Source organism: Nostoc sp. (assembly GCF_036917515.1).
Classification (GTDB): Bacteria; Cyanobacteriota; Cyanobacteriia; order Cyanobacteriales; family Nostocaceae; genus Nostoc.
Window position 1 is genome coordinate 1 of the sequence record NZ_JBALDE010000020.1, and the last position, 21,854, is coordinate 21,854.

At 42.2% G+C, this 21,854-nt stretch carries 15 protein-coding genes; 8 read left to right on the forward strand and 7 right to left on the reverse strand.

Annotated elements, in window-relative coordinates; genetic code table 11:
* Positions 1–60: 60 nt before the first annotated feature.
* The 4 genes from V7K89_RS02015 to V7K89_RS02030 all read right to left on the reverse strand — a co-directional run bounded on the left by V7K89_RS02015 (position 61) and on the right by V7K89_RS02030 (position 8,840).
* Complete coding sequence (locus tag V7K89_RS02015) at positions 61–3,870, reverse strand: Ig-like domain-containing protein (RefSeq protein ID WP_335184083.1); 3,810 nt, start codon at positions 3,868–3,870, stop codon at positions 61–63.
* Positions 3,867–5,417 (reverse strand): hypothetical protein, encoded by a 1,551-nt coding sequence (locus V7K89_RS02020; protein WP_335184084.1) that lies wholly within the window; start codon positions 5,415–5,417, stop codon positions 3,867–3,869. The genes V7K89_RS02015 and V7K89_RS02020 overlap by 4 nt, the downstream gene beginning before the upstream one ends.
* A 164-nt stretch (positions 5,418–5,581) precedes the next feature.
* Positions 5,582–6,145: a hypothetical protein gene (locus tag V7K89_RS02025; protein WP_335184085.1), complete on the reverse strand. Its 564-nt coding sequence runs from the start codon at positions 6,143–6,145 to the stop codon at positions 5,582–5,584.
* A 172-nt stretch (positions 6,146–6,317) separates the two neighbouring features.
* Positions 6,318–8,840, reverse strand: coding sequence for a beta strand repeat-containing protein (locus V7K89_RS02030; RefSeq protein ID WP_335184086.1), 2,523 nt, complete (start codon positions 8,838–8,840; stop codon positions 6,318–6,320).
* A gap of 826 nt (positions 8,841–9,666) precedes the next feature.
* Here V7K89_RS02030 and thrC (V7K89_RS02035) point away from each other — a divergent pair.
* The 3 genes from thrC (V7K89_RS02035) (at position 9,667) to V7K89_RS02045 (ending at position 11,830) form a co-directional block, all read left to right on the forward strand.
* Positions 9,667–10,983 carry a threonine synthase gene (gene thrC / locus V7K89_RS02035; protein WP_335184087.1) on the forward strand — a complete coding sequence of 439 codons (1,317 nt, stop codon included), beginning with the start codon at positions 9,667–9,669 and terminating at the stop codon, positions 10,981–10,983.
* Positions 10,984–11,071: 88 nt separating this feature from the next.
* Positions 11,072–11,347, forward strand: a complete 276-nt coding sequence (locus tag V7K89_RS02040; RefSeq protein WP_335184088.1) for a MoaD/ThiS family protein — start codon at positions 11,072–11,074, stop codon at positions 11,345–11,347.
* Positions 11,348–11,704: 357 nt separating this feature from the next.
* Positions 11,705–11,830 carry a hypothetical protein gene (locus V7K89_RS02045; RefSeq protein WP_335184089.1) on the forward strand — a complete coding sequence of 42 codons (126 nt, stop codon included), beginning with the start codon at positions 11,705–11,707 and terminating at the stop codon, positions 11,828–11,830.
* On the opposite strand, the gene V7K89_RS02050 is transcribed toward V7K89_RS02045, so the two are convergent.
* Positions 11,820–13,487: an iron uptake porin gene (locus V7K89_RS02050; protein WP_335184090.1), complete on the reverse strand. Its 1,668-nt coding sequence runs from the start codon at positions 13,485–13,487 to the stop codon at positions 11,820–11,822. The genes V7K89_RS02045 and V7K89_RS02050 overlap by 11 nt on opposite strands.
* A 255-nt stretch (positions 13,488–13,742) precedes the next feature.
* Here V7K89_RS02050 and V7K89_RS02055 point away from each other — a divergent pair, with 255 nt between their 5' ends.
* Positions 13,743–16,100, forward strand: coding sequence for a hypothetical protein (locus V7K89_RS02055; RefSeq protein WP_335184091.1), 2,358 nt, complete (start codon positions 13,743–13,745; stop codon positions 16,098–16,100).
* Between the two features lie 78 nt (positions 16,101–16,178).
* On the opposite strand, the gene V7K89_RS02060 is transcribed toward V7K89_RS02055, so the two are convergent.
* A complete protein-coding gene (locus V7K89_RS02060) occupies positions 16,179–16,373 on the reverse strand; it encodes a hypothetical protein (protein ID WP_335184092.1) in 195 nt (64 codons plus the stop codon).
* A gap of 936 nt (positions 16,374–17,309) precedes the next feature.
* Between V7K89_RS02060 and thrC (V7K89_RS02065) the strand changes: the two genes are divergently transcribed.
* Positions 17,310–18,401, forward strand: a complete 1,092-nt coding sequence (gene thrC, locus V7K89_RS02065; protein ID WP_335184093.1) for a threonine synthase — start codon at positions 17,310–17,312, stop codon at positions 18,399–18,401.
* A gap of 15 nt (positions 18,402–18,416) precedes the next feature.
* Here thrC (V7K89_RS02065) and V7K89_RS02070 read toward each other — a convergent pair whose 3' ends face one another.
* The gene (locus V7K89_RS02070) at positions 18,417–18,899 is read right to left on the reverse strand and encodes a hypothetical protein (RefSeq protein ID WP_335184094.1); all 483 of its coding nucleotides are present in this window, start codon (positions 18,897–18,899) and stop codon (positions 18,417–18,419) included.
* A gap of 181 nt (positions 18,900–19,080) precedes the next feature.
* On the opposite strand from V7K89_RS02070, the gene V7K89_RS02075 reads away from it, so the two are divergent.
* The 3 genes from V7K89_RS02075 (at position 19,081) to V7K89_RS02085 (ending at position 21,526) form a co-directional block, all read left to right on the forward strand.
* Positions 19,081–19,980, forward strand: a complete 900-nt coding sequence (locus tag V7K89_RS02075; protein ID WP_335184095.1) for a YihY/virulence factor BrkB family protein — start codon at positions 19,081–19,083, stop codon at positions 19,978–19,980.
* A gap of 87 nt (positions 19,981–20,067) precedes the next feature.
* Positions 20,068–20,574 carry a DUF4112 domain-containing protein gene (locus V7K89_RS02080; RefSeq protein ID WP_335184096.1) on the forward strand — a complete coding sequence of 169 codons (507 nt, stop codon included), beginning with the start codon at positions 20,068–20,070 and terminating at the stop codon, positions 20,572–20,574.
* 19 nt (positions 20,575–20,593) lie between these two features.
* Entirely contained in the window at positions 20,594–21,526 is a 933-nt protein-coding gene (locus tag V7K89_RS02085; protein WP_335184097.1) for an alpha/beta fold hydrolase, read from the forward strand.
* The last annotated feature ends 328 nt before the right edge of the window (positions 21,527–21,854 follow it).

Consider the following 21,854-nt stretch of genomic DNA (forward strand, 5'->3'; position numbering starts at 1 on the left):
GGCAAATTAACCAAACCAATTATTGCATCTATTGCCCGAAGGCAATATATTTTAGAGGCACTATCTGTAGCCAGCTTTTAGAGAATTGGTATTAGGCGTGAGGTAGTAGCCTGTTTCGACAACAAAGCCTGTTTCACTGTAGCTAGACTGACTAATTACACGAGCTTCACCCACCAAATCCCAGCTATATCCCAAACGATAGGTAGCACGTAATTGGGCCAGATTTACTGTGCTAGTACCGGCTGAATCACTAGCTATGTAAGAGGTACTGTTACGCAACGCATACTTACCGTAGAATTCCCATTGCCAATTAGGAGCATAGATCGCTTCTAAAGCAAAGGTATGGTCTTGGGAACCCGTACCACTTCCTAACAAAATGGTGTCAGGGATAGTTGATGGATTTTGGCGATATTCATAACGCAATAAAGCATTAAATTTATCGTTATTGGGATCGCGATAGGCTAAACCCAGTTTTAGGTTAGCAGTATCTCCCAATCCTGAAAGCGTTTGATTGGAAGAACCAGCTTGTTGATAACGTACCAAAGCTGTGAGAGCCGGAGAAATTTTACCTGCAGCACCTGCGGTAATTACTGTATTAGCACCACCAGAAGAGGAACGATGTTCGTAACGGACGCTAGCTTGAAACTGCGGATTATCACTGTATTCCAGACCCACACTGTAGCTATCACCTCCATCAAATCCGATCGCAGATGCAGCTTGACCAAAGGCGTAGGGTTGAGCATATTGTTGACCTGCCAAAGTGCGTCCGAAGAAGTTGCCAAATACGTGTTCGTAAGCAACGTTCAGCCGCAATCCAGAAGCAATAGTCCAACGGTTATTTATACCAATTGCCCCTTGAGTAGTCATTTCGTTAGCACCACCCAAAATTGAGTAACGACCAGTCAAGGTAGTATCCGAGCCGAGTTTGTGTTCGCCATTGACACTCAAGCTAGTGATGGAATTACCCGAATATTGACCGCTAGTGTAAAACTGTTGGGCCAGACTAACGCTGACACCAGGAATTACCGCCCAATTCAACCCGAAAATGCTACGGTCTGGGTAAATAGCATTTTTTTGGGAAGATAAGCTGAGTTCATTTTGGGCTTGGAATGTGAGGTTTTTAGCGAGAGGAACTGAAAAACGCGATCGCAGTTGATCGGAATTACTACTTAGGGTACTGTCGGAGATGCGGTCCTCCAGTTGACGATGAATCAAATCCAAATCAATAGTGGCGCTACCCAGACGTTGTTGAATCCCAGCAGAAATCGTCGTTAGTGAATTATCAACCTTGCTACCAGGTATCGCCTCATAACGTGGTGCAAACAGTTCTTCAAAAGTGTCTAGGGGTTGGGGAGCAATTCCAAAATTGTCTTCGTGGTCGTATTGCGCTCTGACGTTGGTAGTTGAGCTGAGTTGAGCTGTAACCTGCGCTCCATAACGAGTTTGTCCTGGGACAAAGCTGATAGTGGCATTATTGGCAAAACCCGTATCAGCAAAGCGATAATAGGCACGACCTTGAATCCCATTAGCAATCTTTCCTTCAGCTTCTAAACGGTAGGCATCACCTCTGACCTTTCCTACAACATCAGAATCATTAGTGGAATGGGCATATTCTGCGATTAACCTACCGTAGTCACCCAAAGCAATCAGGGCATCTGCACCATAGAGTTGAAAGTCGCGCACCCCATGATTTTCTTGAACGTAAGTTGTTCCTATCCAACTTTCGGAATTAAGTTTGCGGGAAAGATTATATTGCAAACGACCAGCATAGATACTCCCATCAGAGTCTTGGCTGTCATATTGATAGCTAACAACAATCCGACGTACCAATACTTGTCCGGTTTGATCGATATCGGTGCGTAGAATAGGTTTGCGGAATAATAAAGTACCGCGATCGTAATCGATTTCATAGTCTGGGCCTCGGTTAAGTTGTTTCCGTTCTAATACAGTCCCAGGACGATTGAGTTCTTCTAACTCGATAAAAACATTTTCACTACCTGCTTGTAAGAGTCTGCGAGAGAGGAAGTAATAACCACTAGTACCATCAGGAGCTATAGTATCTCGTTGAAACCCCTCTAAGTGGTCGCCATAAAAACCTGTAATTTGTAGGTTTCCTAAGTTGTAGTTAGCTTTAAAACCGTGGAGTTGACGGGTGATAGAAGTAAATTGCTGCGATCGCCGGGCAAATTCTTCTGTGTTATAGTCACCCCACATAGCATAATCAGGATCGGAGCCGGGGGTACGAGCTGAACGCTCAAAACGCAGAAATACACTGTCAATGGAAGGAGCGACTACATCAACTTTTGAGCTATCGCCATAGACAGGATAGTTTTGCTCGCTGAATTGGTAAGTTCTAAACAGGCGATTATCGCAGTTGCAATCTTCATTGAGGCTACGAGAACTATTATATGCGCCTGTAAACAACCATTCTCCAATAGCACCAGTGGCAAATATTGCTGAATGGAAATCTAACTGCGTTCCGTTGTTTTTGTCAGGAGGGAGGAAATCACGGAAACTGCCGTAATAATTTGTACCTCTAGCGCCCAAACGTAAATCTACTACCCCTGTCACTAAACTCGGACGCAGTGCCGTTTCAAACTGGAGTTGAGTGAAGGCTTCTAAATCATTTGCGATCGCGCGAATTGTTACAGTTTCGGCCTTCAGTTGCGATCGTAACGTTGCTGTAAATTGTCCTGCTTTCGCCTCCACTTGAAATCCCGGTTCATCGGGTTTGAAGTCTTTTCCAACCAACTCCCCAGCAGAGGGTATTAGGGTGACAACAGCATCACGATTCGAGCGATTGCCGTTTACATCGATGAGTTGACCCCTGATTGTAGCCGTAGAACGTCCATCCGCCGGGATACGAGACTCAACTGTTTGTAAAGTTAATTGCTGCGGCGTTCCCCGCACTGCAACTTGCACTGTTATAGGGGGTTCTGTTCCTCCAACAATTTGTGCAGAGATGGTGTTTGCACCTTCTTTTAACGAGACACCATACCATGTCTGCTTTACCAAGTTGGTGGTAACATCAGTTTCTGTCCGTCCCACTAAAGAAGGGTCTACTAATACCCCATTTACCCGCAATTCTACTTGACTACCAGCAGGAAACTGTACAATCACCGTGCTAGCTTGTACATCTACTACACTGTCAGGCATCGGAGTCAGGATTTTGATTGTTGCAGAGATAGGGACGATGGGGGAGACAGGAAGATTTTCATTTACCCCTTTTCCCCTTATCCCTGCGTCCTCTACTCCTGCAATGCGTAATTTTCTAGGCAAACCTACAGAAGTTGCTGGTTGAAATGGTTGTGTTTCCTTTGTAGAAGTATGAAACAGTGTCTCAGTATCTTTGCGTCCGTGGTTCTTCTCTGTTCCGACTATTTTGCGTGAGTCTCTGAGCAAATCAACAGAAGTTGCAGGTTGAAATGGATGTATACTTGGCTGGACATCTGGAATTTCAGGAGCCGATGCTTTATAAGTTGAGGCAAATTCAAGAGGTGGAGAATGCTGTTCGGAACTTCTCAACAGATCGGGAGAATTTGAATCCTTATTCCGATCCGCTGGATCTTCGACCTGACTTTTTACGTCATCTGCAAAAACCAAAGCGAAACCTAACCCCTTTCTGCTTAGAAGAGAACGGGAAGTATTCAAAGCCTTTCCCCTTTTAGGGGAGAGGTTTTCCAAATCCCGTGATAAGTCAGAATCTTTAACACCCTTATCTGCTTGCGAAGGTGAATCAGGGAAAAGGAGTTTTTCACTAGTGATTTCTGCTTTGACAATTGTAGGGTACAAAACAAGGCAGAGAGCTACTGGCATCGCCCCCATCAACTTTAGGTTGAATGTGGTTATACAGTGCAGTCTGGGTTTCATTTCTTGACTGGCTCCTGAAATATGGGGGTGACAGCAAAGTTCATGCGTACTAAACCACCAGGCTCTAAATGCACCAAGCGAGATTGGCTATTTCGTTCGCGGAATTTTTCATTACGAGCTAAGGTGTAACCAGCTACACTGCTGAGGTCTAGTACACCTGTATGGTATCCAGGTAAGACATTAGCTAAGGAGAACAAACCATTAGGATCTGTAGTGATCCGGTTTCCATCCTCTATAAAAATCACTGCATTGGGTACTCCAGGCTCACCAGTCTGTTGTTCACCGTCAAAGTTTTTATCAACAAACACGCGACCGATAATCGTGCCACAGTCAGAAACGATTCCTGGACGAATTTTCAATTGGTGCGTTGCTGGGCCATCCTTAGTGCTAAAACGGTTATCAGTTCGTTGGGCATTAACGATAGCAGTGTTGCGACCAGTACCACGCAATGCATCAGCTGTTAGTTGAGCCGCGTAGGCAATATTCAAGACTTTCTCTGAGGTAATTGTGACATCTGTGCGGAATGTCACTGTGTTACCATTGCGTTCTGAGGTGATAGTGACTGGTTGACCATCTAGCTCTCCCCGCACAGATTTCGGCGAAAACTGGAATCCTAAAGGTAGGTCGTCGGTGACAAATATATTATTCAAACCAGCATCAGCAAGATTTTTTACCGACAGGCGGTAGATTACCGTATCTCCAGGTTCAGCAGTAGCGCGATCGCCTGTTTTGATAATCTGCAACTGATTGGCTTGACACAAATTTGTGGTGAATTCAAAGGCTAATAAATCCAGTCCTACCGTTTCTGCATTGGGAACTAAAACAACTGTTTGCTCTAACCTGGTTTCACCTGTAAGACTAATTGGTTGACCATCTAGAGAACTAGCGACATATCGCACGACATTATTATCTTGTGTGCCAGTACTACCAAGGATTTCAATCTTGATCCGCCGTTGTTTGTAGATCGAATTTGATGGTGGATTAACCACAAATATGTAGGTTCTACCTGCATCAGTTTGACCCTTATTCGGATCGAGTAGGAAATTGTAGACACCCGCAGGGTTATTCGTAACGAAGTAGGGATTACTATTCTCAGTATTTGGAGATTTACCACCAGGAACATTGTTATTAGAAATATCTGGCAACTCTGTTCTAGTCAGAGAAACTAAGCTGCTCAATTCTGTCCCTGTTGGGTCGTTAGAGTTCGGTTCGTATACCCCAACTGAAAAACCTGTATAGTCAGGTAAAATTGTCCCAGCACAACCTAAAATCCGTCCTAATGGATCGAGTAATGGGCTAGGAGTAACATTGATTTGACTAGAATTTCCTTGATATTGATAATTACTAGCAGAATCTGTATAAGTATAAGTAGCTTGATTTATTAATGGCACAGACGCAACCTGATTGTTAGTCTGTTGCGCGATCGCTGGCATATATATAGTAGTATGCAAAAAACTTCCCAGAAGAACAGTAGCTGTTAACCGTTGCCACCAGCTACCGCTAGAAGTAATTTGCTTTTGGTTTTGAGGGCGGTTCACTGAACACATCTCCTCTGAAATGTCAAGCTTGTTGTTAATAAAAACATCTATTTATTCAGGGAATCCAGTTAAGCCAAAACCCTTTAAAAATCTCGTTTTCAAGTTCCATCTGGAAATATTGTTGATTGCAGCTCTTTTTCAAGTCAGGAAGGCAGCGCGTCCTTGCGTCCCAATCAGCGCACTTGGGTTTGATAAGTTGCCTTGATTGTCGTCTTCGCTGCAAGTGACGGAATCTGCAAACGGATATGAGTGTAAGCAGTGGCTGGGGCTGGTTTTGTTTCCACTTTGCCGCCAGGAAGAGTAACTTTAACAGTGGGATTTTTGACAAAGCTACGCCCGCCATCAATGCTATAAATAACTTTGGCATTGTTGGCGACATTGATAGAATTCAGCACGTAGACCATTCCTTTCGGAATAGGTTGATTCAAAGTCAAATTCTTCACTGGGCGATCGCTCTTATTTTCGCCACTCAAGGTATATCGCAATACATCTCCTGGTTGCACCACAACTTTACCTTTCAAAGGTTCCCATTTCTGGCTTTGCTTACCCTGCCCATCCCGTGCCACCACCTGCTTTTCTGCTTCTAAACGCAATTGAATTTGCCCTTGAGTTTTGATATTCTGAGCAACAGCACTTTCTGAATGCCATACATTTGCGATTCCCGGAATTTGACCGACAAATGGAACTGTAGCAATGAGAGCGAATGCTCCTAAACCTGCAAGAGAAACACGCTTCATATAAATAACCTCAAAAAAATTCCAGAATGTGAATTGTTGACTTATCTTTCCCAGCTTTTGCTTAGAAAAAGTCACTCCCCTATTTGCTTGATGTTTAGGGGTTGGGGAGTGAGGTGAACTGGTTCGCAAACTCTTCAAGTCTGCGAACTTCAAAGTCCCCAATCCGAACGAATTAATTCACCTTGCGTTGGAAGGTAAACGTTCTTTGAATGCCCGGTGCGATCGTGCCAGTGACAGTATCTATGTACTTAGCAACATCAGTGTTTGCCGTACTTCCAGTCTGGTCAATACCAGAGCTAGTAGCTGGATTACCACTGAAGAATTGGATGGTTGCACTCCCGGAATCCTTAGCTGAACCAACAATATTGCTAGTATCAATTTGACCGCTAGCATCATTGTCTAATGCCCAGTTATTGGGGCTTTTCGTACCATCTTCAGTAATCACAACTTTGTTAGCATTCAAAATCACATTACCGGTTCCAGATTGAGGATCGGAAATATTTGTGTATTGAATTTGGTACTCAATAATGTTTCCTGGTGCAGGCTTCTTCGGATCAATACTGAATATGCCATCATTCCCCAGGACTACAGGCCCAGTACCTTGTAAAACTCGCGACACTTTCAGTAGTTTCAGGAAGCCAGTGTAGACGCGATCAATAGTAGTGTTGGTTGAATCAAAGGTATTATCGTTTCCACTATCCTTAATTCCGTCACCATTAGTATCCGTCGTATAGTTGTCAATCGAAGCAATGATGAGTACTGGAAAGCCTTTATTAATATCAGTAGATAACTGCGTGCCTGGAGGTAAATCAACTTCTACACCATAATTGATACTTGTACCAGGAGCAACATAGGGGATTGTAATTGCTGTACCAGTTGTGCTGAAAGCTCCACTATTGTAGGTATAAACAGCAGACTGACTATTATAGGTAATAGTCACCTTTGTATTATTCGGTAAATCTCCTGGAATTGCTGGTGGCGTTGGCTCTATCTTTAAGACACCTGAGTCAGTACCGCTATTCTTAACAGTGTTGGTGAAGCCAACTGATTGTGGATCGAGTGTACTACTAGGTGCTGTACCAGCAGGAACCAAAGAAGATTTATTAGTAAAGTCATCGTTGGTTCCACCCGATGGTCCAGTTGCATCTGGGGCATTCTGCGGCCCGTTGAGTAACGCTGAAGCAACCGATGCTTGCACCGTGAAGACGTTCGCCTCACCACCTGGGCCAGTACCACTGTTATTATTACCCGTGTCAGTTCCAGTTTCTGGAGATGCTGGAGTATTAATATAGCCATCATCAACGTTGCCGGGCGGTAGAGTATCGGGAATACCATCACCATTGGTATCCGTACCCGTAGGAGGTGTCATACTGCCTGGGGAACCGTCGTAGTTGCTGGGATTTTGGTCGCCGGATTCGTCGTATACTGGGAAATTACTGCTGGGTGTTTGACCAAACAATTGAGCGATATTAGCAACGATTAAGGGTGAAGTTGCAGTTGATTTAACGGCTAGCTGAATCGAGAAGCCATTCACCGTTGTCCCAGGAGCGATGGAAGTAATAGTCGCTGGATTATTGATAAAACCAACACGAGTGACTGAGGACAAAGCTGGTGCTGTTGTAGTCCAACTAGCTGTATTAGCATTAGTTGTAACTGGAGTAGTAGTATAGACAGTTCGCCAACCAGGAGGTGCAGTTGGTGCTACTGCCAGATCTGTACCCGCAGGAATCGCATCAGAAACCAAAATATAGTTGCCAGCAACACCATCAACATTGATGCTTGAACCCGTCAAAGCTGCTGGTGTAATTCCCTGTCCTGTGGGATCGTTGGACTCAACTCGCAAACTCAAATCGTAGGTCAACTTGTCATCTGTAATCGTAGTTGTGCCAGCATTGTTATAGCCACTGCGAGTCTTGAGAATGGTAGCTAAAGCGTAGGTCTTCACCGTTAAACCAACCTTAATTTGCTCAGTGGCGCTAGCTTCCCGCGTACCATTAACTGGTGTCCCAGATACCTCACCAGGACTACCATCGGGGTTATCTACAGTGAATATGTCACCACCATCAGGACTCCGCAGTTGGTTTTGAGCATTACCAGGAGTGTTACCAAGGGTAACGGTAATTATGTCGTTAGTTTGGGCACCAGCTTGTACAGTGACTGGCACCCGCACTAACACAGTACCACTAACCGGAACAGAGGGTGTGTCTACACCACCTTGGGGGACGTTTATCCAAGTTTGACCGCCATCGGTGCTATATTGCAGGCTATTAGCTGTACCACCATTTGGTAATGTACCAGAAACTGTACCTGGGCCAGTTGTTGTCGCTTGGTTGGGAATGTGGAATTTAGTGGGGTCATTACCTACGTTAGTCAAGGTGTAGGTGTAGATTAGTAAATCGCCAACTGCAACATTACCGCCATTGTTATCTGTGACTCCAGACCCTGTGACAGTAATCCCAGCAACCTCTGCTACAGTGACAACGACAGTATTAGAAGTGGCATTTATAGTTGTCCCTGGATTGTTGGGATCTTCGTAGGTCGCTGTCGCTGTGTTACTGATAGATGTACCCGCAGTAGTTCCGTCAGCTAATACTGGTGCGAGAAATTGGAAAAGGCTACCAGTTAATAATGCTGTTACTACTAGAAATTGGTAAAGTTTACGCTGCTTATTAACAGATTGATTTCGATTTACCATAGAAGTACTTTGTTTGCTGAACTTGTATCTCGGATTTTGAGACAGGATAAAGTTCGGCAATTCTCTTTTAGGAATTACCGATTATGGCTGCCGAAAACTTCAACGTTTTGGGAATGCATATTTAAGGAGTTAAATTATTGACACTCCTTAAAAACTGTATTCAGACAATAACCAGAAATAACTTGTCTACTTTTTTTACGCTTACCCTTGAGAATCAAAGCTGGCAATTGCAAATATGTGTAATTTATTACTGGATTTCTGTGGCTTAAAGATGTAAATAGCAATGTAGCTTTTAAAGCCAAAAAAGTCTTCCGTAGAAATAAGTAATTTATCTAGCCGTGAATAAGTGCATCAAAGCTGAAAAATTAACTTTATTTTGGCAACATATATAGCAACTTTAGTGATTAAATCAGATCCTAAAAACACTAAACCTTATATATATAAATGCTTTTGAGTCTTTGCTGTCAGAAATATATACTGCTCTGTAGAGTCATTTAGATAAAAAAATTGAAAGTTAACTAAGCGTTCTAGATCGCTTAAATAAAATATTAATTTCAAAAAATGCAATTTTATCATAGTTTAAATGCGATTTTATCATATAATTTTCCGTATTAATGCTGGGTAGATGAAGCTATTTTATTTTTTCATAACATTAAATATGTCTGTGTAAATACTAAAAATAGAGATTACTAGTATTAAAGTTTTACAAGAATCATTCCTCTCAACACCAAGCATACCCGATATTTTTAGTCGGGTATGTTTGACTGGTATTTTTGCTCGTGTTACTATCAGGCGACAGTGACAGACAAACAGGGAAAGCTAGTTTATGACTCAGGCAATCAAAATCCAAACCCAAACTCAAACCCAAAGCAGCACTGCCTACTTTCAAGCCTTGAAGTGTAAGGAATGTGGTGCGGAATATGAACTCAAAGCCAGTAATGTTTGTGAGTCATGTTTTGGTCCGTTAGAAGTTAAATATGACTACAACGCCCTACGTCTGACTGTCACTCGTGAAACAATTCAAGCTGGCCCCAATTCAATTTGGCGCTACCGTCGCTTTTTGCCTGTCGCAACTGACAATGTAATAGATGTGGGAACTGGTATGACTCCCTTAGTTCGTTCCCACCGTCTTGCTCGTCGTCTGGGTCTAAATAAACTTTATATAAAAAATGATGCCGTGAATATGCCCACCCTGAGCTTTAAGGATCGGGTGGTGTCAGTCGCTCTATCTAGAGCGCGGGAGTTAGGTTTCACTACTGTTTCTTGCGCTAGCACTGGTAATTTGGCAAATTCTACAGCTGCGATCGCAGCTCATGCCAGTTTAGACTGCTGTGTATTCATCCCCGCAGATTTAGAAGCCGGGAAAATTCTCGGTAGCTTGATCTACAGTCCCACCCTCATGGCCGTCAAGGGCAACTACGATCAAGTCAATCGTCTCTGTTCGGAAGTTGCAAATACACATGGCTGGGGTTTTGTCAATATTAATCTGCGACCTTATTACTCTGAAGGTTCTAAGACGCTAGGTTTTGAAGTTGCAGAACAACTAGGCTGGGAACTACCCGATCATGTGGTTGCTCCTTTAGCATCTGGTTCGCTCTTTACAAAAATTTATAAAGGGTTCCAAGAATTTGTCGAAGTTGGTTTAGTAGAAAATAAGAGCGTCCGTTTCAGTGGTGCTCAAGCTGAAGGTTGCTCACCCATCGCTCAAGCCTTCAAAGAAGGACGTGACTTTATTAAGCCAGTAAAACCGAATACAATTGCGAAATCGCTAGCGATCGGCAATCCAGCAGATGGTATTTATGCTGTGGAGCTAGCTCAGAAGACAGGTGGTAACATTGAATCAGTCAATGATCCAGAAATTATTGATGGCATCAAGTTGCTGGCAGAAACCGAAGGCATCTTCACAGAAACGGCTGGTGGTACAACCGTGGCTGTGCTGAAAAAACTGGTAGAAGCTGGCAAAATTGATCCAGATGAAACTACTGTGATTTACATCACTGGTAATGGTTTGAAAACCCAAGAAGCAATCCAAGGCTACGTTGGTGAACCCTTGACTATTGATGCTAAACTGGATAGTTTTGAACGTGCGCTAGAGCGATCGCGTACTCTTGATCGCTTGGAATGGCAACAAGTTCTCGTTTAATTAGGAGTTATGAGTTATGAGTTTTTATATTCATAGCTCTTTACTCTTAACTTTATTGTTAACTCTTCACTCTTCACTTTGTATTTTTATGGCTGTAAAAGTTTTAGTTCCTACGACTCTTCAGAGTTTTACTAATAATCAAGCTACTTTAGAATCTAGCGGTAGCACTATTGCTGAATTGTTAGATTCCTTAGAACAAAGCTTTCCTGGTATTAAATCCCGGTTGTGCGATGAACAAGGTAAGCTACGTCGATTTGTAAATTTTTATGTCGATAGTGAAGATATCCGCTATTTAGATGGTATCAACACAGTCTTGAAAGATGGCGATGAAGTAAGTATTGTCCCTGCTGTTGCTGGTGGTTAATCCTGAGAAAATCTACCTAATTTAGCAAATGAATACATTTAGGCTTGCCGCGAATGGCAGGCTTATTTTTATTGGTTTCAGATTTAGTATATCGAAAACTGTTGTAAATGACTTTAACAGCAACTAGAAAAGAATTCCTAGTAATTTTTAGCTTTTGACTGACTTACTCTACAACTCAAAATAGAAGGAGCCTGTACAGAGATCGTTTAAATTCACATTAGATTCTCAACAATCCTTCAGCAGAAATCACCAATGAGTTTTTCATTATTGCTGAAGTCAATCTTATTACTTCAAATCTCAACTGATTCGATATTCGATTTCAGTAATGTCCCAACCCGGTTCAGTTAAGGTTTTTTGATGAAAATTATAGATCGCAAAATGCGACAAATCGCATCTCCCGAAGTTCTGAGCGCTAGCTTGCAGCAGATTCCAGGAGAAGCCGCAGAAGCTTCTTATTATGTGATAACTAAAACTAAAAACTAAAAGTACTCCGCAGAATGCCGATAGTAACTGAGTCATTATTTGGTGTATTACCAGGCTGTATAAGATGAATTATCCCTGGTGTAATACTGATATTATCTGTTAGCTGAAAACGATAAAATGCTTCAATTTGAGTGGTCGTACCTGGTTGTCCACCTGCACGTCCTAAACCTGTATTGATAAAATCAGGGACATTATTTCCTATAGGTAAGTCGCTACTAGTTATTTTAGGAGGTTGACCAACATAAATTCCTCCTAAATTTCCTTTAGCAAATAAATCAGGAAAATTCAGAAACACCATATAATTTGTCGTTTCTACACTTCCCGATTGCCCAGGAATATAAGATTTAGTATAACCACCCCACGCACCTGCGCTAATGCGGGGAGAAATTTGCCAAGTCAGAGTCGCACCCACGGCGTTAGTTTGTAGCGGTGCTGATTTTCCGGTAGTGGTATTAACTGTAGTTAAGCATTCATCGCCAACAAAAGTTAGTAAACAACCATCTGAAGCGTAATTGTTAACGTAATATAAACTTAAATCTAGAGTATCAGTCGGTGTTAGCAGTAATTGCACACCTGTAGTCGTGTTGCCATCAAATAAACCGCTACCTTTACCAGGATTTCCTGGCTGATAACTACTATAAATTGCCTGCAAACTAGCGCGTTTAGCAAATTGCCAATCGATAGCTATACCACCGTGACCGTATCCCATATTTAAAATTGGGTTTCTTTGGGCAAAATAAGATAATGGCCCTGTTGCAGCACTTTCTACTCGATTGGGGCCTCGGAAAGCAGCTGGCATACTTACGCCTTCTGTTCCTATCATTACTGCTAATTTATCTGTCACCAGCCAATGAAAATTTAGGTCACTTACAATCAAGTTATTTGTAGGAAATTCGTAGCCAAGTAAAACATCATTTCGAGAAACATTATTAGTGAATCTAGGCGAAGTTGTTCCGTTACCATCTAAAAGACCTGTAAACAAGTAACTACTGGGAGTGATTTGACTAGTTAAATACAACTGCGCTAAGGATATAACATTAATGTTTGTCCCTGCATCATCTGTATCTTTTTGTCCATCTCTAGGATTCACATCACCACGATTTTTAGTTCGTCCTTGAATACCAACTATCAGTAATCCACTGAGTTTAGTTGTTGTTGAGAATTGGTTGGCTTCGATTTCAGTAGTTTTGGCTTCTAAATTATCGACACGACCCCGTAAAGTTGCTAATTCAGGGGCAAATTCTGACTGTAATTTTTGTAATATTGCTAAATCTTCGCGAGTGACTAAATTGCTGGTGGCTGTAGTGATTAATTCGTTGACTCTATCTAAACAAGCGTTTACACCTGCAGCAAATTCATACCGAGTTAAGGCGCGATTACCGCGATAGCTGCTATCTGGATAGCCGCCTATACAACCATAACGTTCTACCAAAGATTGTAAGGCTTGGAATGCCCAATCGTTGGGTTGTACATCCTTTAGTTGAGATACCGATGTAACTTGCGCCATCAGTTCTTCTGGAGAGAGAAAGAGGGATGCTCCCATAATATTATCGCCCTTAACTTCTATCTCCTGAGTAGTTTCTGGATTGATGTACTCTTGTGCTAATACTTTTTGTGCAACTCCATTTACTCCCGCAATTAGTAACCATGCGAGCATCCAGGTTTTGCAATGACTGCGGCTAATAAGTCTACCTTTCAATTTTTTACACTCTGCTCACATACTTAAGTGAAGAGTGTATTCGCGATCATCTAGGGTTCACATGGGGACATTTACGGATTTTGTTCTAAATTAGACTTAATGCTTCTGGGCAACTTTTGAAAGGGCGAGTATAACAAGGTATTGGGGAGTGGGGACTGGGGACTAGGAAAGAGTTTCTCAATTCCTAATCCTCAATTCTCTAAACCCGAATCTATGGCAAATCGTTCACGCAAGCTGACGCCAAAAGCCTCTAAACTAAATCAACCTCGTGCTGGTGCGATGAAACGCGTCGTTAAAAAACCTCAGAAAAAGTTAAAACGAGGAAGTTGGTTGTCGTCAATATTAGCGATCGCAATTATCTTAAGTAGTGCTAGTCTAATTATGGCTTTTGCCTGGATTAGTGTTCTCTTCATCTTCAATCCAGACAAGGTAAGCTGGCTAAATAAAATTTTACCTGCATGGGCGCAAATCCCCCTTGGTAAACACGAACGTCCCCAAACTCTCAAACAAATTCAACTCGATTTGAGTAAAAAAAACCAAATATTTAGGAAAACCCTGCCTTTACATCAGGATGTGAAAACCTCATTTTTATTACCAGTTTTTCAACAACGTGCTAATTGTCAATCTGATTGCGAAGAACTGGTGGAACTTAGGGTTTACGAGCGCTCAGAAGAATTAGAATTTAAATCTCAGTCAGAAAATTACTATTATCTAGCGACTCAATTATCTGTAACTGGCCCAGATGAATCCTTTGTGATTTCTTCTTTGCTTGATGGAACTTCAGAACCCCAAGATATCAATATTCCCCTACCTTTAACTCAAGTGCAACGCTTTGAAGGTAAGACACCATCATCAGGGGTTTGGTTTGATTTGCGGGGTAAACGCCAACAAGGAACTAGTACGATCCGCTACGGTTACGTCGTATACTACAATCCAGAACGCACGAATTTACTACAAATGTTGTCTTGGACTAGTCCCAATGGACAATTGCCCAAATGGCAGCAGTTAACTGGTGATGGTACAAAAGAGTTAATTGTCGATCAAACAGTGGGTTTAGAACCGCACTTACAGGTTTACCAAGTCAAACCTTTGAAGTTATTCCTCAAACCAATTCAATTGGAGGCGATTACCCTCAAATCATCAACCTTCAAGGATTCTGGATACCAAAACGCCTTGTCAATTGCCCGTAGTGGATTGTGGACACCAGCTTTTGAATGGTTGAAATTCATCAAGAAACAGCGCAAAGGAGTTTTACCAGAAGCGGCGCAAGCGCAAATGGATTTGATTCGCTTGCATTCTCAACTTACTAAAATTCAAGCCCAGAAAATTTGGGCCAGTCCTAGTCAAGAAGTACTGGCAGATTTAATTGATGGTCGCTGGGAGAAAGCTTTACAGGTGTTTGAAGCATCGCCACATAATGCCCAAGAAATTGCAACTCTACTCAAAGCTGATGAAAAACGGTTGTGGAATCGTATAGTGGCGGCGTTACAGGTGAACCCAAATAGACGAGAGGTGCAAGCTTGGTTCGCGTTGATTTTAGCAGTTCAGCGGGGAGAAGAACATGCTAATTCTTGGTTAAAGGCGCAACCAAAAATTACAAAAGATAATCTTGCCTATATTCAAGGTCTGTTATCAAGACTCAATGGTAAAGAGACATCGCAAATATCCTCTACTCACCCTAGTCAGATTGTTGGTACGGTGCAACTAATTACTCAAGTTACCAACATCGAATGGCTGCAACCAAATCCCCCAGCAGATTTGAAACTTATGGATAACCAAGTTTGGTATCAGGTGGAGGTAAGTGCATTTAATGACGGGAAACGCTGGCTAAATTTCCCCTTTGAGAATTTCAACCCACCGAAAACTGACGCCGCCAAATTTTTCTGGAAAACTTTGGGAATCACTTCTGACCCGGAAATCCAGATTATAGTCTGGTTGCCAAATGGAGAGCAAAAAATTACTATAGCCGCTATCAAAGCAGTGCAACTACAAGGTAAAGTTTTGCGCCTATTAGCTGCTGGGCCAAAAATTCCAGATAATCAAAACGAGGTTCTCCAACCCAAACCTTTAGCCTTGACAAATGCAGCACTGGAATGGGTGCAACCATCTCCAATTACTTTACGAGAACTGCATCAACAAAATCCTCAAAGGGTGAAGGTAATGCTATCGAGTCTGTGGCAATCTTTACAACAATCCGGCGAAGTTCCGGGTGGTGCTATTCCTAGCTTTGAACAGATGCAGGAAAAATTCGGTGATTGGCCCGTTCAAGTGATTGATTTAACAAATAACGCTCAACCAGAAATAATACTGACTATCTCACCAGAAGCAATAGCATCCTTGAATCAGCCGACACCTAAAATTCAGAGAAAAAACACACAACAAGACCGTGACCGGACTATAATTTTCTCTGATGGAAATAAAATCATTTACACTGATTTTACAGGAAATTACTTACAAAGACTCTCTGCGATCGCCAAGCTTTCAGGGGTGCAATCCTTAGCTTTACTGGTAGAAAATGCTCATAACTACAGTTTTAAACGCTGGTCAGAGAAAAATCAACGCTTTGAATAGCACACCCCTGACTCAAATTTACCCTCTACTGAAGTTTAAATTAGGAGGGGAAAAGCGATCGCTATCTATAAGACTGACTTATTCTTCTTTTTGGCTGGTTTCGGCTAGACGTTGGTGCTTCAGGTTTTCCAATTGCTGCAACAATGAGTCTACCTCTGCTTGTAAATGCATCAATTTAGCTTGCTGATCGTCTTGATAATAAGACTTGGTTAACGTACTGACCCAGGCAGTCTGGGACTCGCGATCGGAAACGTTAGATAAATAGGTAGGCATCGCTAATTAAATCCACAATTTAACTCACACCATTAGAAATATTATAATAATGCTCTTTTAAGCTTTATTACATTATTGTATATTTTCAATCAATTACTCTAATGGATTTGGGGTTCAATCATAAAAGACGGTAATTATAATGGCTGTGTTCCAAAAAAACACTGACCCAAGTATGTAAAGCTTCCTTGAACTGGAAGGTACTTAGGAATAGTTAATTTCTAGTCTGTCAATTATGGTTGTACAAACAATTATCACCGTTTTTGAGGAATTTACGCAAGAAATTATATGTAGACTATATCAAGAATTATGCTAAATCATGAAAAAATGTAGGGCGAAGCACTTACACTTGGCACAGCCTTTCTTAATAAAGTAAGTATAAAGCTACTATCAAAAAGAGACAGCCTCTTGCGTATTTTCCTAGATTAATTGAAGCGAATCGGGTAGGAAAATACATAGATGTACTTGACTAAACGAATGCACTAAAAGTAGCTTTTACCACGGATAAATCAGAATTTTACAGAGTTATGACGTAAGTCTCATATAGCAATCCGGTTTAATTTCTAAATTTACTTGCGTGTACAAGGAACAGGGAATAAGGAATAGGATAGATAATAAGTACTGAGTCTTATTCAAAATAAAATAGGAGTCCTATAGATTTGCAGATGATTTTTCACCTCCTCAGTATCCTCTAAGCTAATTTGTTGAACCGAAGGTCGCCGTGGCGGTTTATGATAAATTAACCTTTTAAATGAAAACAGCAAGTGAAACGCCTGCATTACAAAAAATAATCTTCTTAATAAGATTCTTTGGGATTAGGGAACTCTCAACAGGTAACTGGTAACGAAAAATCTACTTTCTTCCTCTTTCCGATTTTGCGTTTCCCTTCCCACCCTTTCTAAAAATATCCAATCCTTACATTTAGAAATTTTAAATCCCGTGACTTTGAGCCTGTCTGTTGCTACATCTCATCGCCAACCCTGGCCTGGATTGATAGAAGCCTATCGTGAATACTTGCCTGTCAGCGAAAAAACACCGATTGTCACTCTGTTAGAGGGCAACACACCTCTAATACCAGTACCAGCGATCGCAGAACGCATTGGCAGACAAGTACGGGTTTTTGTAAAATACGACGGTTTGAATCCCACGGGTAGCTTTAAAGACCGGGGGATGACTATGGCAATTTCCAAAGCCAAGGAAGCAGGGGCCAAAGCAGTAATTTGTGCCAGCACGGGCAACACCTCAGCTGCCGCCGCCGCTTATGCCAGACGCGGAGGCATGAATGCCTTTGTACTGATTCCCGATGGTTATGTAGCGCTGGGCAAGTTAGCTCAAGCATTACTGTATGGCGCAGAAGTATTGGCAATTAAAGGTAATTTTGACCAAGCTTTAGAAATTGTCCGCGACATGGCCGAAAGCTATCCGATCACTTTGGTGAATTCGGTCAATCCCTACAGATTAGAAGGACAGAAAACAGGAGCCTTTGAAATTGTCGATGCATTGGGTGATGCACCAGACTGGTTGTGTATTCCCGTGGGAAATGCCGGAAATATCACAGCATATTGGATGGGCTTTTGTCAATATCATCAAGCCAGAAAGTGCGATCGCTTACCCCGGATGATGGGATTCCAAGCCGCAGGAGCAGCCCCTTTAGTCCACGGTCAGCCAGTGGCGCATCCCGAAACCCTAGCGACAGCAATTCGCATTGGCAACCCTGCTAGTTGGGATTTAGCGATCGCGGCACAAACCGCCAGCCAGGGAAATTTCCACGCCGTTACCGATACAGAAATTCTCGATGCTTATCGACTTTTAGCAGCATCAGAAGGTATCTTCTGCGAACCTGCTAGCGCCGCTTCTGTGGCTGGGTTGTTGCAGGTGAAAGACCAAATTCCCACAGGAGCGACAGTAGTTTGCGTTCTCACAGGCAATGGTCTAAAAGACCCAGATACAGCTATTAAACACAATCACAGTCAATTTCAACAAGGAATTGCGGCAGAACTGGGCGCAGTAGCCAAGGCAATGGGATTTTAGGGCATTGGGCATTAATTATTCTTTTTCTCCCCTGCTCCCCTGCCCCTGCTCCCCTGCCCCTGCTCGTTCGCGTGTCAAGCTATCAATAGCATCACCCAAGGCAGTAGTCAGGCTATTGCGAGTTTGGGCGTGATTGTCCTGCTCAGTTTTCAAAGCTTGCAAGAGGCGATCGCGTTCTTTAATCGCGGTGATGAGTTTAGCTTGCAAGTCTTCCACAGATTTTAGCTGTTCTATTTCTTGTTGAATCGCTACTGGTGTCCCCGCAGTCAGTGTCTCTAGTTCAAAACCTTGAAGTTTATGCAGTTGTGCCTTGAGAGAGGCGATCATCTGTTGGGAAAGTTGAGTATCTGTGCGGCGTTGTTCTGCTTCTGTGTTGTAAAGCTGACGCCATTTTTGGGCACTTTCCCAAGCCGTATCGCGATCGTGTTGCAGCTGTGCCATCTGCTCTTTGATTACCTGGATTTCTGTCAACCACTGTTGTGTTAAATCTTGATTCATAGATTAATAGTCATTAGTCATTGGTTAGTAGAGACGCGATTAATCGCATCTGTACAATAGTCATTTGTTAGAACTCTGCCCCACTACCCACTCCGTATTCTTGCGGTAGAAAGATAGATGCGATCGCTACGCAAAATTTAGCACAGTAGTTAATAAACCCAACAAGTTTTAACTCTAAATCATGCCAAAGCCTCGTTTTATCCGCTTCTTTCGTCATCTCAATTGGCACACGCTCAAAAAAACTTTTTCCAGAACTATCGAAAGGCGACTTTTGGGACTCGCCTCAGAAATTGCCTTTAATGCTATGCTATCGCTGTTTCCAGCAATTCTGGCTATCCTCACAGCCATTGGCTTATTGGCAGAATCTTTACAAAACACCTTTAAACAACTGGCGGCACAACTAAGTCAAGTCCTACCTGAACAAGCCCTGGATCTGATTAGTGATTTTGCCACCACAGAAATTACCAACTCCAAAAATAGCGGCTTATTTTCTCTAAGCTTTTTATTAGCAATTTGGACTGCTTCTGGGGCGGTGAGTACCGCGATGACAGCCCTCGATCAAATCCATCAAATTCCTTCAGAAAACATCCGCCCCTTTTGGAAAGCCAAGCTTGTTTCTCTGGGATTAACAGTTGGTACTATGTTGCTTTTAATATTGGCTTCTTTCTCAGTGTTTACCAGTGATTGGTTATTGAGAATGGTAGCGCGCGAAAATAGTTCTTTAATCTTTTTGTTGCATCTTTGGCTGCTGTTACGCTGGCCTTTAACTTTAAGTATTGTCGCTGTCGCCTTTAGCTTTGTCTATCGCTATGGTCCAAGCCAGTGGAACTCAGGCACACCAATGATGCCAGGAGCAATTTTAGCAGCTGTTTTTTGGGCAATGTTGTCTGCCCTATTTCGGCTGTATGTGGCGAATTTTGGCAATTATAATAAAGTATATGGTGCTGTAGGAGCTGTGATAGTTTTAATGCTCTGGCTGTCAATGAGCGCTGCTGTTCTGTTAATCGGCGATCAGTTGAACGTGACTATCGGCGAAGATATGCGCTCAAAAGCCCAGCTGCAATCGCAAGAGAAATATTAATTCGTAAATCCTTGAGAAAATGATTGCAAAAGCTCAGTAGGGGAGTAAAATATCTAACGATTCAATGCAAAATTAGCGATCGCATCTATGTCTGATTCTCCTCCTCGATTTTCGATGATTGAACCTGATACCAAAGCACCCACTTTGAAGCGCCTGCGTCAGTTAAGTCGGCTGTTGGATAATGTTATTACCATTCCTGGCACAAAGATTGGTTTTGGTATAGATCCAATTTTAGGACTCATACCAATTGGTGGTGATTTTCTGGGAATAATGTTTTCTAGCTACATAATTCTAGAAGCAGCGCGGCTAGGCGTATCTAGAGCCACTCTAGGTAAAATGATTTTGAACGTAATCATTGATGGCTTGGTAGGCGCTGTCCCAGTTTTGGGAGACTTTTTTGATTTTGCCTGGAGAGCTAACACTAATAATGTCAAGCTCTTGGAAGAACACTTAAAGTTTCCCAGCGAGCAAAAGAGTGCAGACAGATGGTTTATCTTTGCCGTTTTGGCTGGATTGTTGCTAATTTCTATTGTCTTAGTAGCATTGCCCGTGATTCTAATTAGAATCCTGTGGAACGCCTTTACAGGCGGTTAAATTGTTTATTGATAAAAGAATGAAAGATTGGTGGCAAGCTACTTTTCCCAAAGGGCGGCAAAGTCTAGTTATTACTGATGCTAAAGGCTATCCTGTACAAATTGCTTATGGCGAAAAAGGTAGAGGTAAACCGTTAATTTTATTACATGGCATGGGGAGTTGGAGCTACAATTGGCGCCACAGCGTAGCACCATTATCTAAATATTACCGAGTAATTTGTTTTGATGCCAAAGGTTTTGGTTTTTCCGAAAAACCATTGTCTCGTAGAGAAGACAATGGTCATCAAGTTATTGAGTTTCAAAGAATTATTCAGGCATTATGTGATGAACCCACAGTGATTGTAGCCGAATCTCTGGGGGGATTAGTTGCCCTTGCTCTTGCTCAAGAAAATCCGCAGCTAATCGGACGACTGGTAGTAGTAAACGTACCAGTTTTTGCCGAATATCTACCCCATTGGGCTATGTGGTTACTTGCCCAAATGCCCCGAGAAGTAATGCAAACAATTGACTCTTTACGTCTAGCACATTTGTTTGCACCTCTATTTAGAGAAGTTATGGCAATAGAAAGACGTGGGGTATTATTCGATCCTTCTATCTTGACGCAGGAAGATATCTATTGGATAACTTACCCGTTTACTGAATTGCCTGGTACGATCGCAAAAGTCGCCGAAGAGTTACAAATAGCCGCGCGAGAAATTGAAAATTGGCAAGCAAATAAGCCAAATATGCTCACCAAAATTCAAAATAACCTGAGTGCAATTAAGTGTCCGACACTAGTTTTGTGGGGTGAGCAAGATAGTTGGTTTCCTGCTAGTCATGGTAAAAAATTACATCAACATATCCCCAATTCCAAATTACAGATTTTATCTAACTGTTGTCATGATGCCTCAAGTGGTGCTTCTGAGGTATTGAATAAAACGATTCTTGAGTTTTTACAAGAGACTAACTTCTAAAGAAGAATTCAGAAGCCAGAATTCAGTAATCTTGTAGTGGGGAATTCAAACCTGCTACTTTCTTATTGACTACTATATTACGAGCGATAGCGTTCGCGGAGCGTCTCGAAGAGAAATAATCCCCCCTGACGCTCTTATTGCTTCCCTGCACTCCGTTTCGGTCGCAATGACAATATCGGCGTTGCGTAAGTCCTACTATATTGTCTCTTGTGCGTTATCATATGCTAGTGGGACTTATACCAATTCTCTAAAAGCTGGCTACAGATAGTGCCTCTAAAATATATTGCCTTCGGGCAATAGATGCAATAATTGGTTTGGTTAATTTGCC

Excerpts from the sequence above, each read along its gene's own strand:
- V7K89_RS02055 (WP_335184091.1), top strand. The coding sequence starts at position 13,743 with ATGGCAAATCGTTCACGCAAGCTGACGCCAAAAGCCTCTAAACTAAAT.
- V7K89_RS02025 (WP_335184085.1), bottom strand. The coding sequence starts at position 6,145 with ATGAAGCGTGTTTCTCTTGCAGGTTTAGGAGCATTCGCTCTCATTGCT.
- V7K89_RS02075 (WP_335184095.1), top strand. The coding sequence starts at position 19,081 with ATGCCAAAGCCTCGTTTTATCCGCTTCTTTCGTCATCTCAATTGGCAC.
- V7K89_RS02015 (WP_335184083.1), bottom strand. The coding sequence starts at position 3,870 with ATGAAACCCAGACTGCACTGTATAACCACATTCAACCTAAAGTTGATG.
- V7K89_RS02030 (WP_335184086.1), bottom strand. The coding sequence starts at position 8,840 with ATGGTAAATCGAAATCAATCTGTTAATAAGCAGCGTAAACTTTACCAA.
- V7K89_RS02080 (WP_335184096.1), top strand. The coding sequence starts at position 20,068 with ATGTCTGATTCTCCTCCTCGATTTTCGATGATTGAACCTGATACCAAA.
- thrC (WP_335184087.1), top strand. The coding sequence starts at position 9,667 with ATGACTCAGGCAATCAAAATCCAAACCCAAACTCAAACCCAAAGCAGC.
- V7K89_RS02085 (WP_335184097.1), top strand. The coding sequence starts at position 20,594 with ATGAAAGATTGGTGGCAAGCTACTTTTCCCAAAGGGCGGCAAAGTCTA.
- V7K89_RS02060 (WP_335184092.1), bottom strand. The coding sequence starts at position 16,373 with ATGCCTACCTATTTATCTAACGTTTCCGATCGCGAGTCCCAGACTGCC.
- V7K89_RS02050 (WP_335184090.1), bottom strand. The coding sequence starts at position 13,487 with ATGCTCGCATGGTTACTAATTGCGGGAGTAAATGGAGTTGCACAAAAA.
- V7K89_RS02040 (WP_335184088.1), top strand. The coding sequence starts at position 11,072 with ATGGCTGTAAAAGTTTTAGTTCCTACGACTCTTCAGAGTTTTACTAAT.
- V7K89_RS02045 (WP_335184089.1), top strand. The coding sequence starts at position 11,705 with ATGAAAATTATAGATCGCAAAATGCGACAAATCGCATCTCCCGAAGTT.
- V7K89_RS02020 (WP_335184084.1), bottom strand. The coding sequence starts at position 5,417 with ATGTGTTCAGTGAACCGCCCTCAAAACCAAAAGCAAATTACTTCTAGC.
- V7K89_RS02070 (WP_335184094.1), bottom strand. The coding sequence starts at position 18,899 with ATGAATCAAGATTTAACACAACAGTGGTTGACAGAAATCCAGGTAATC.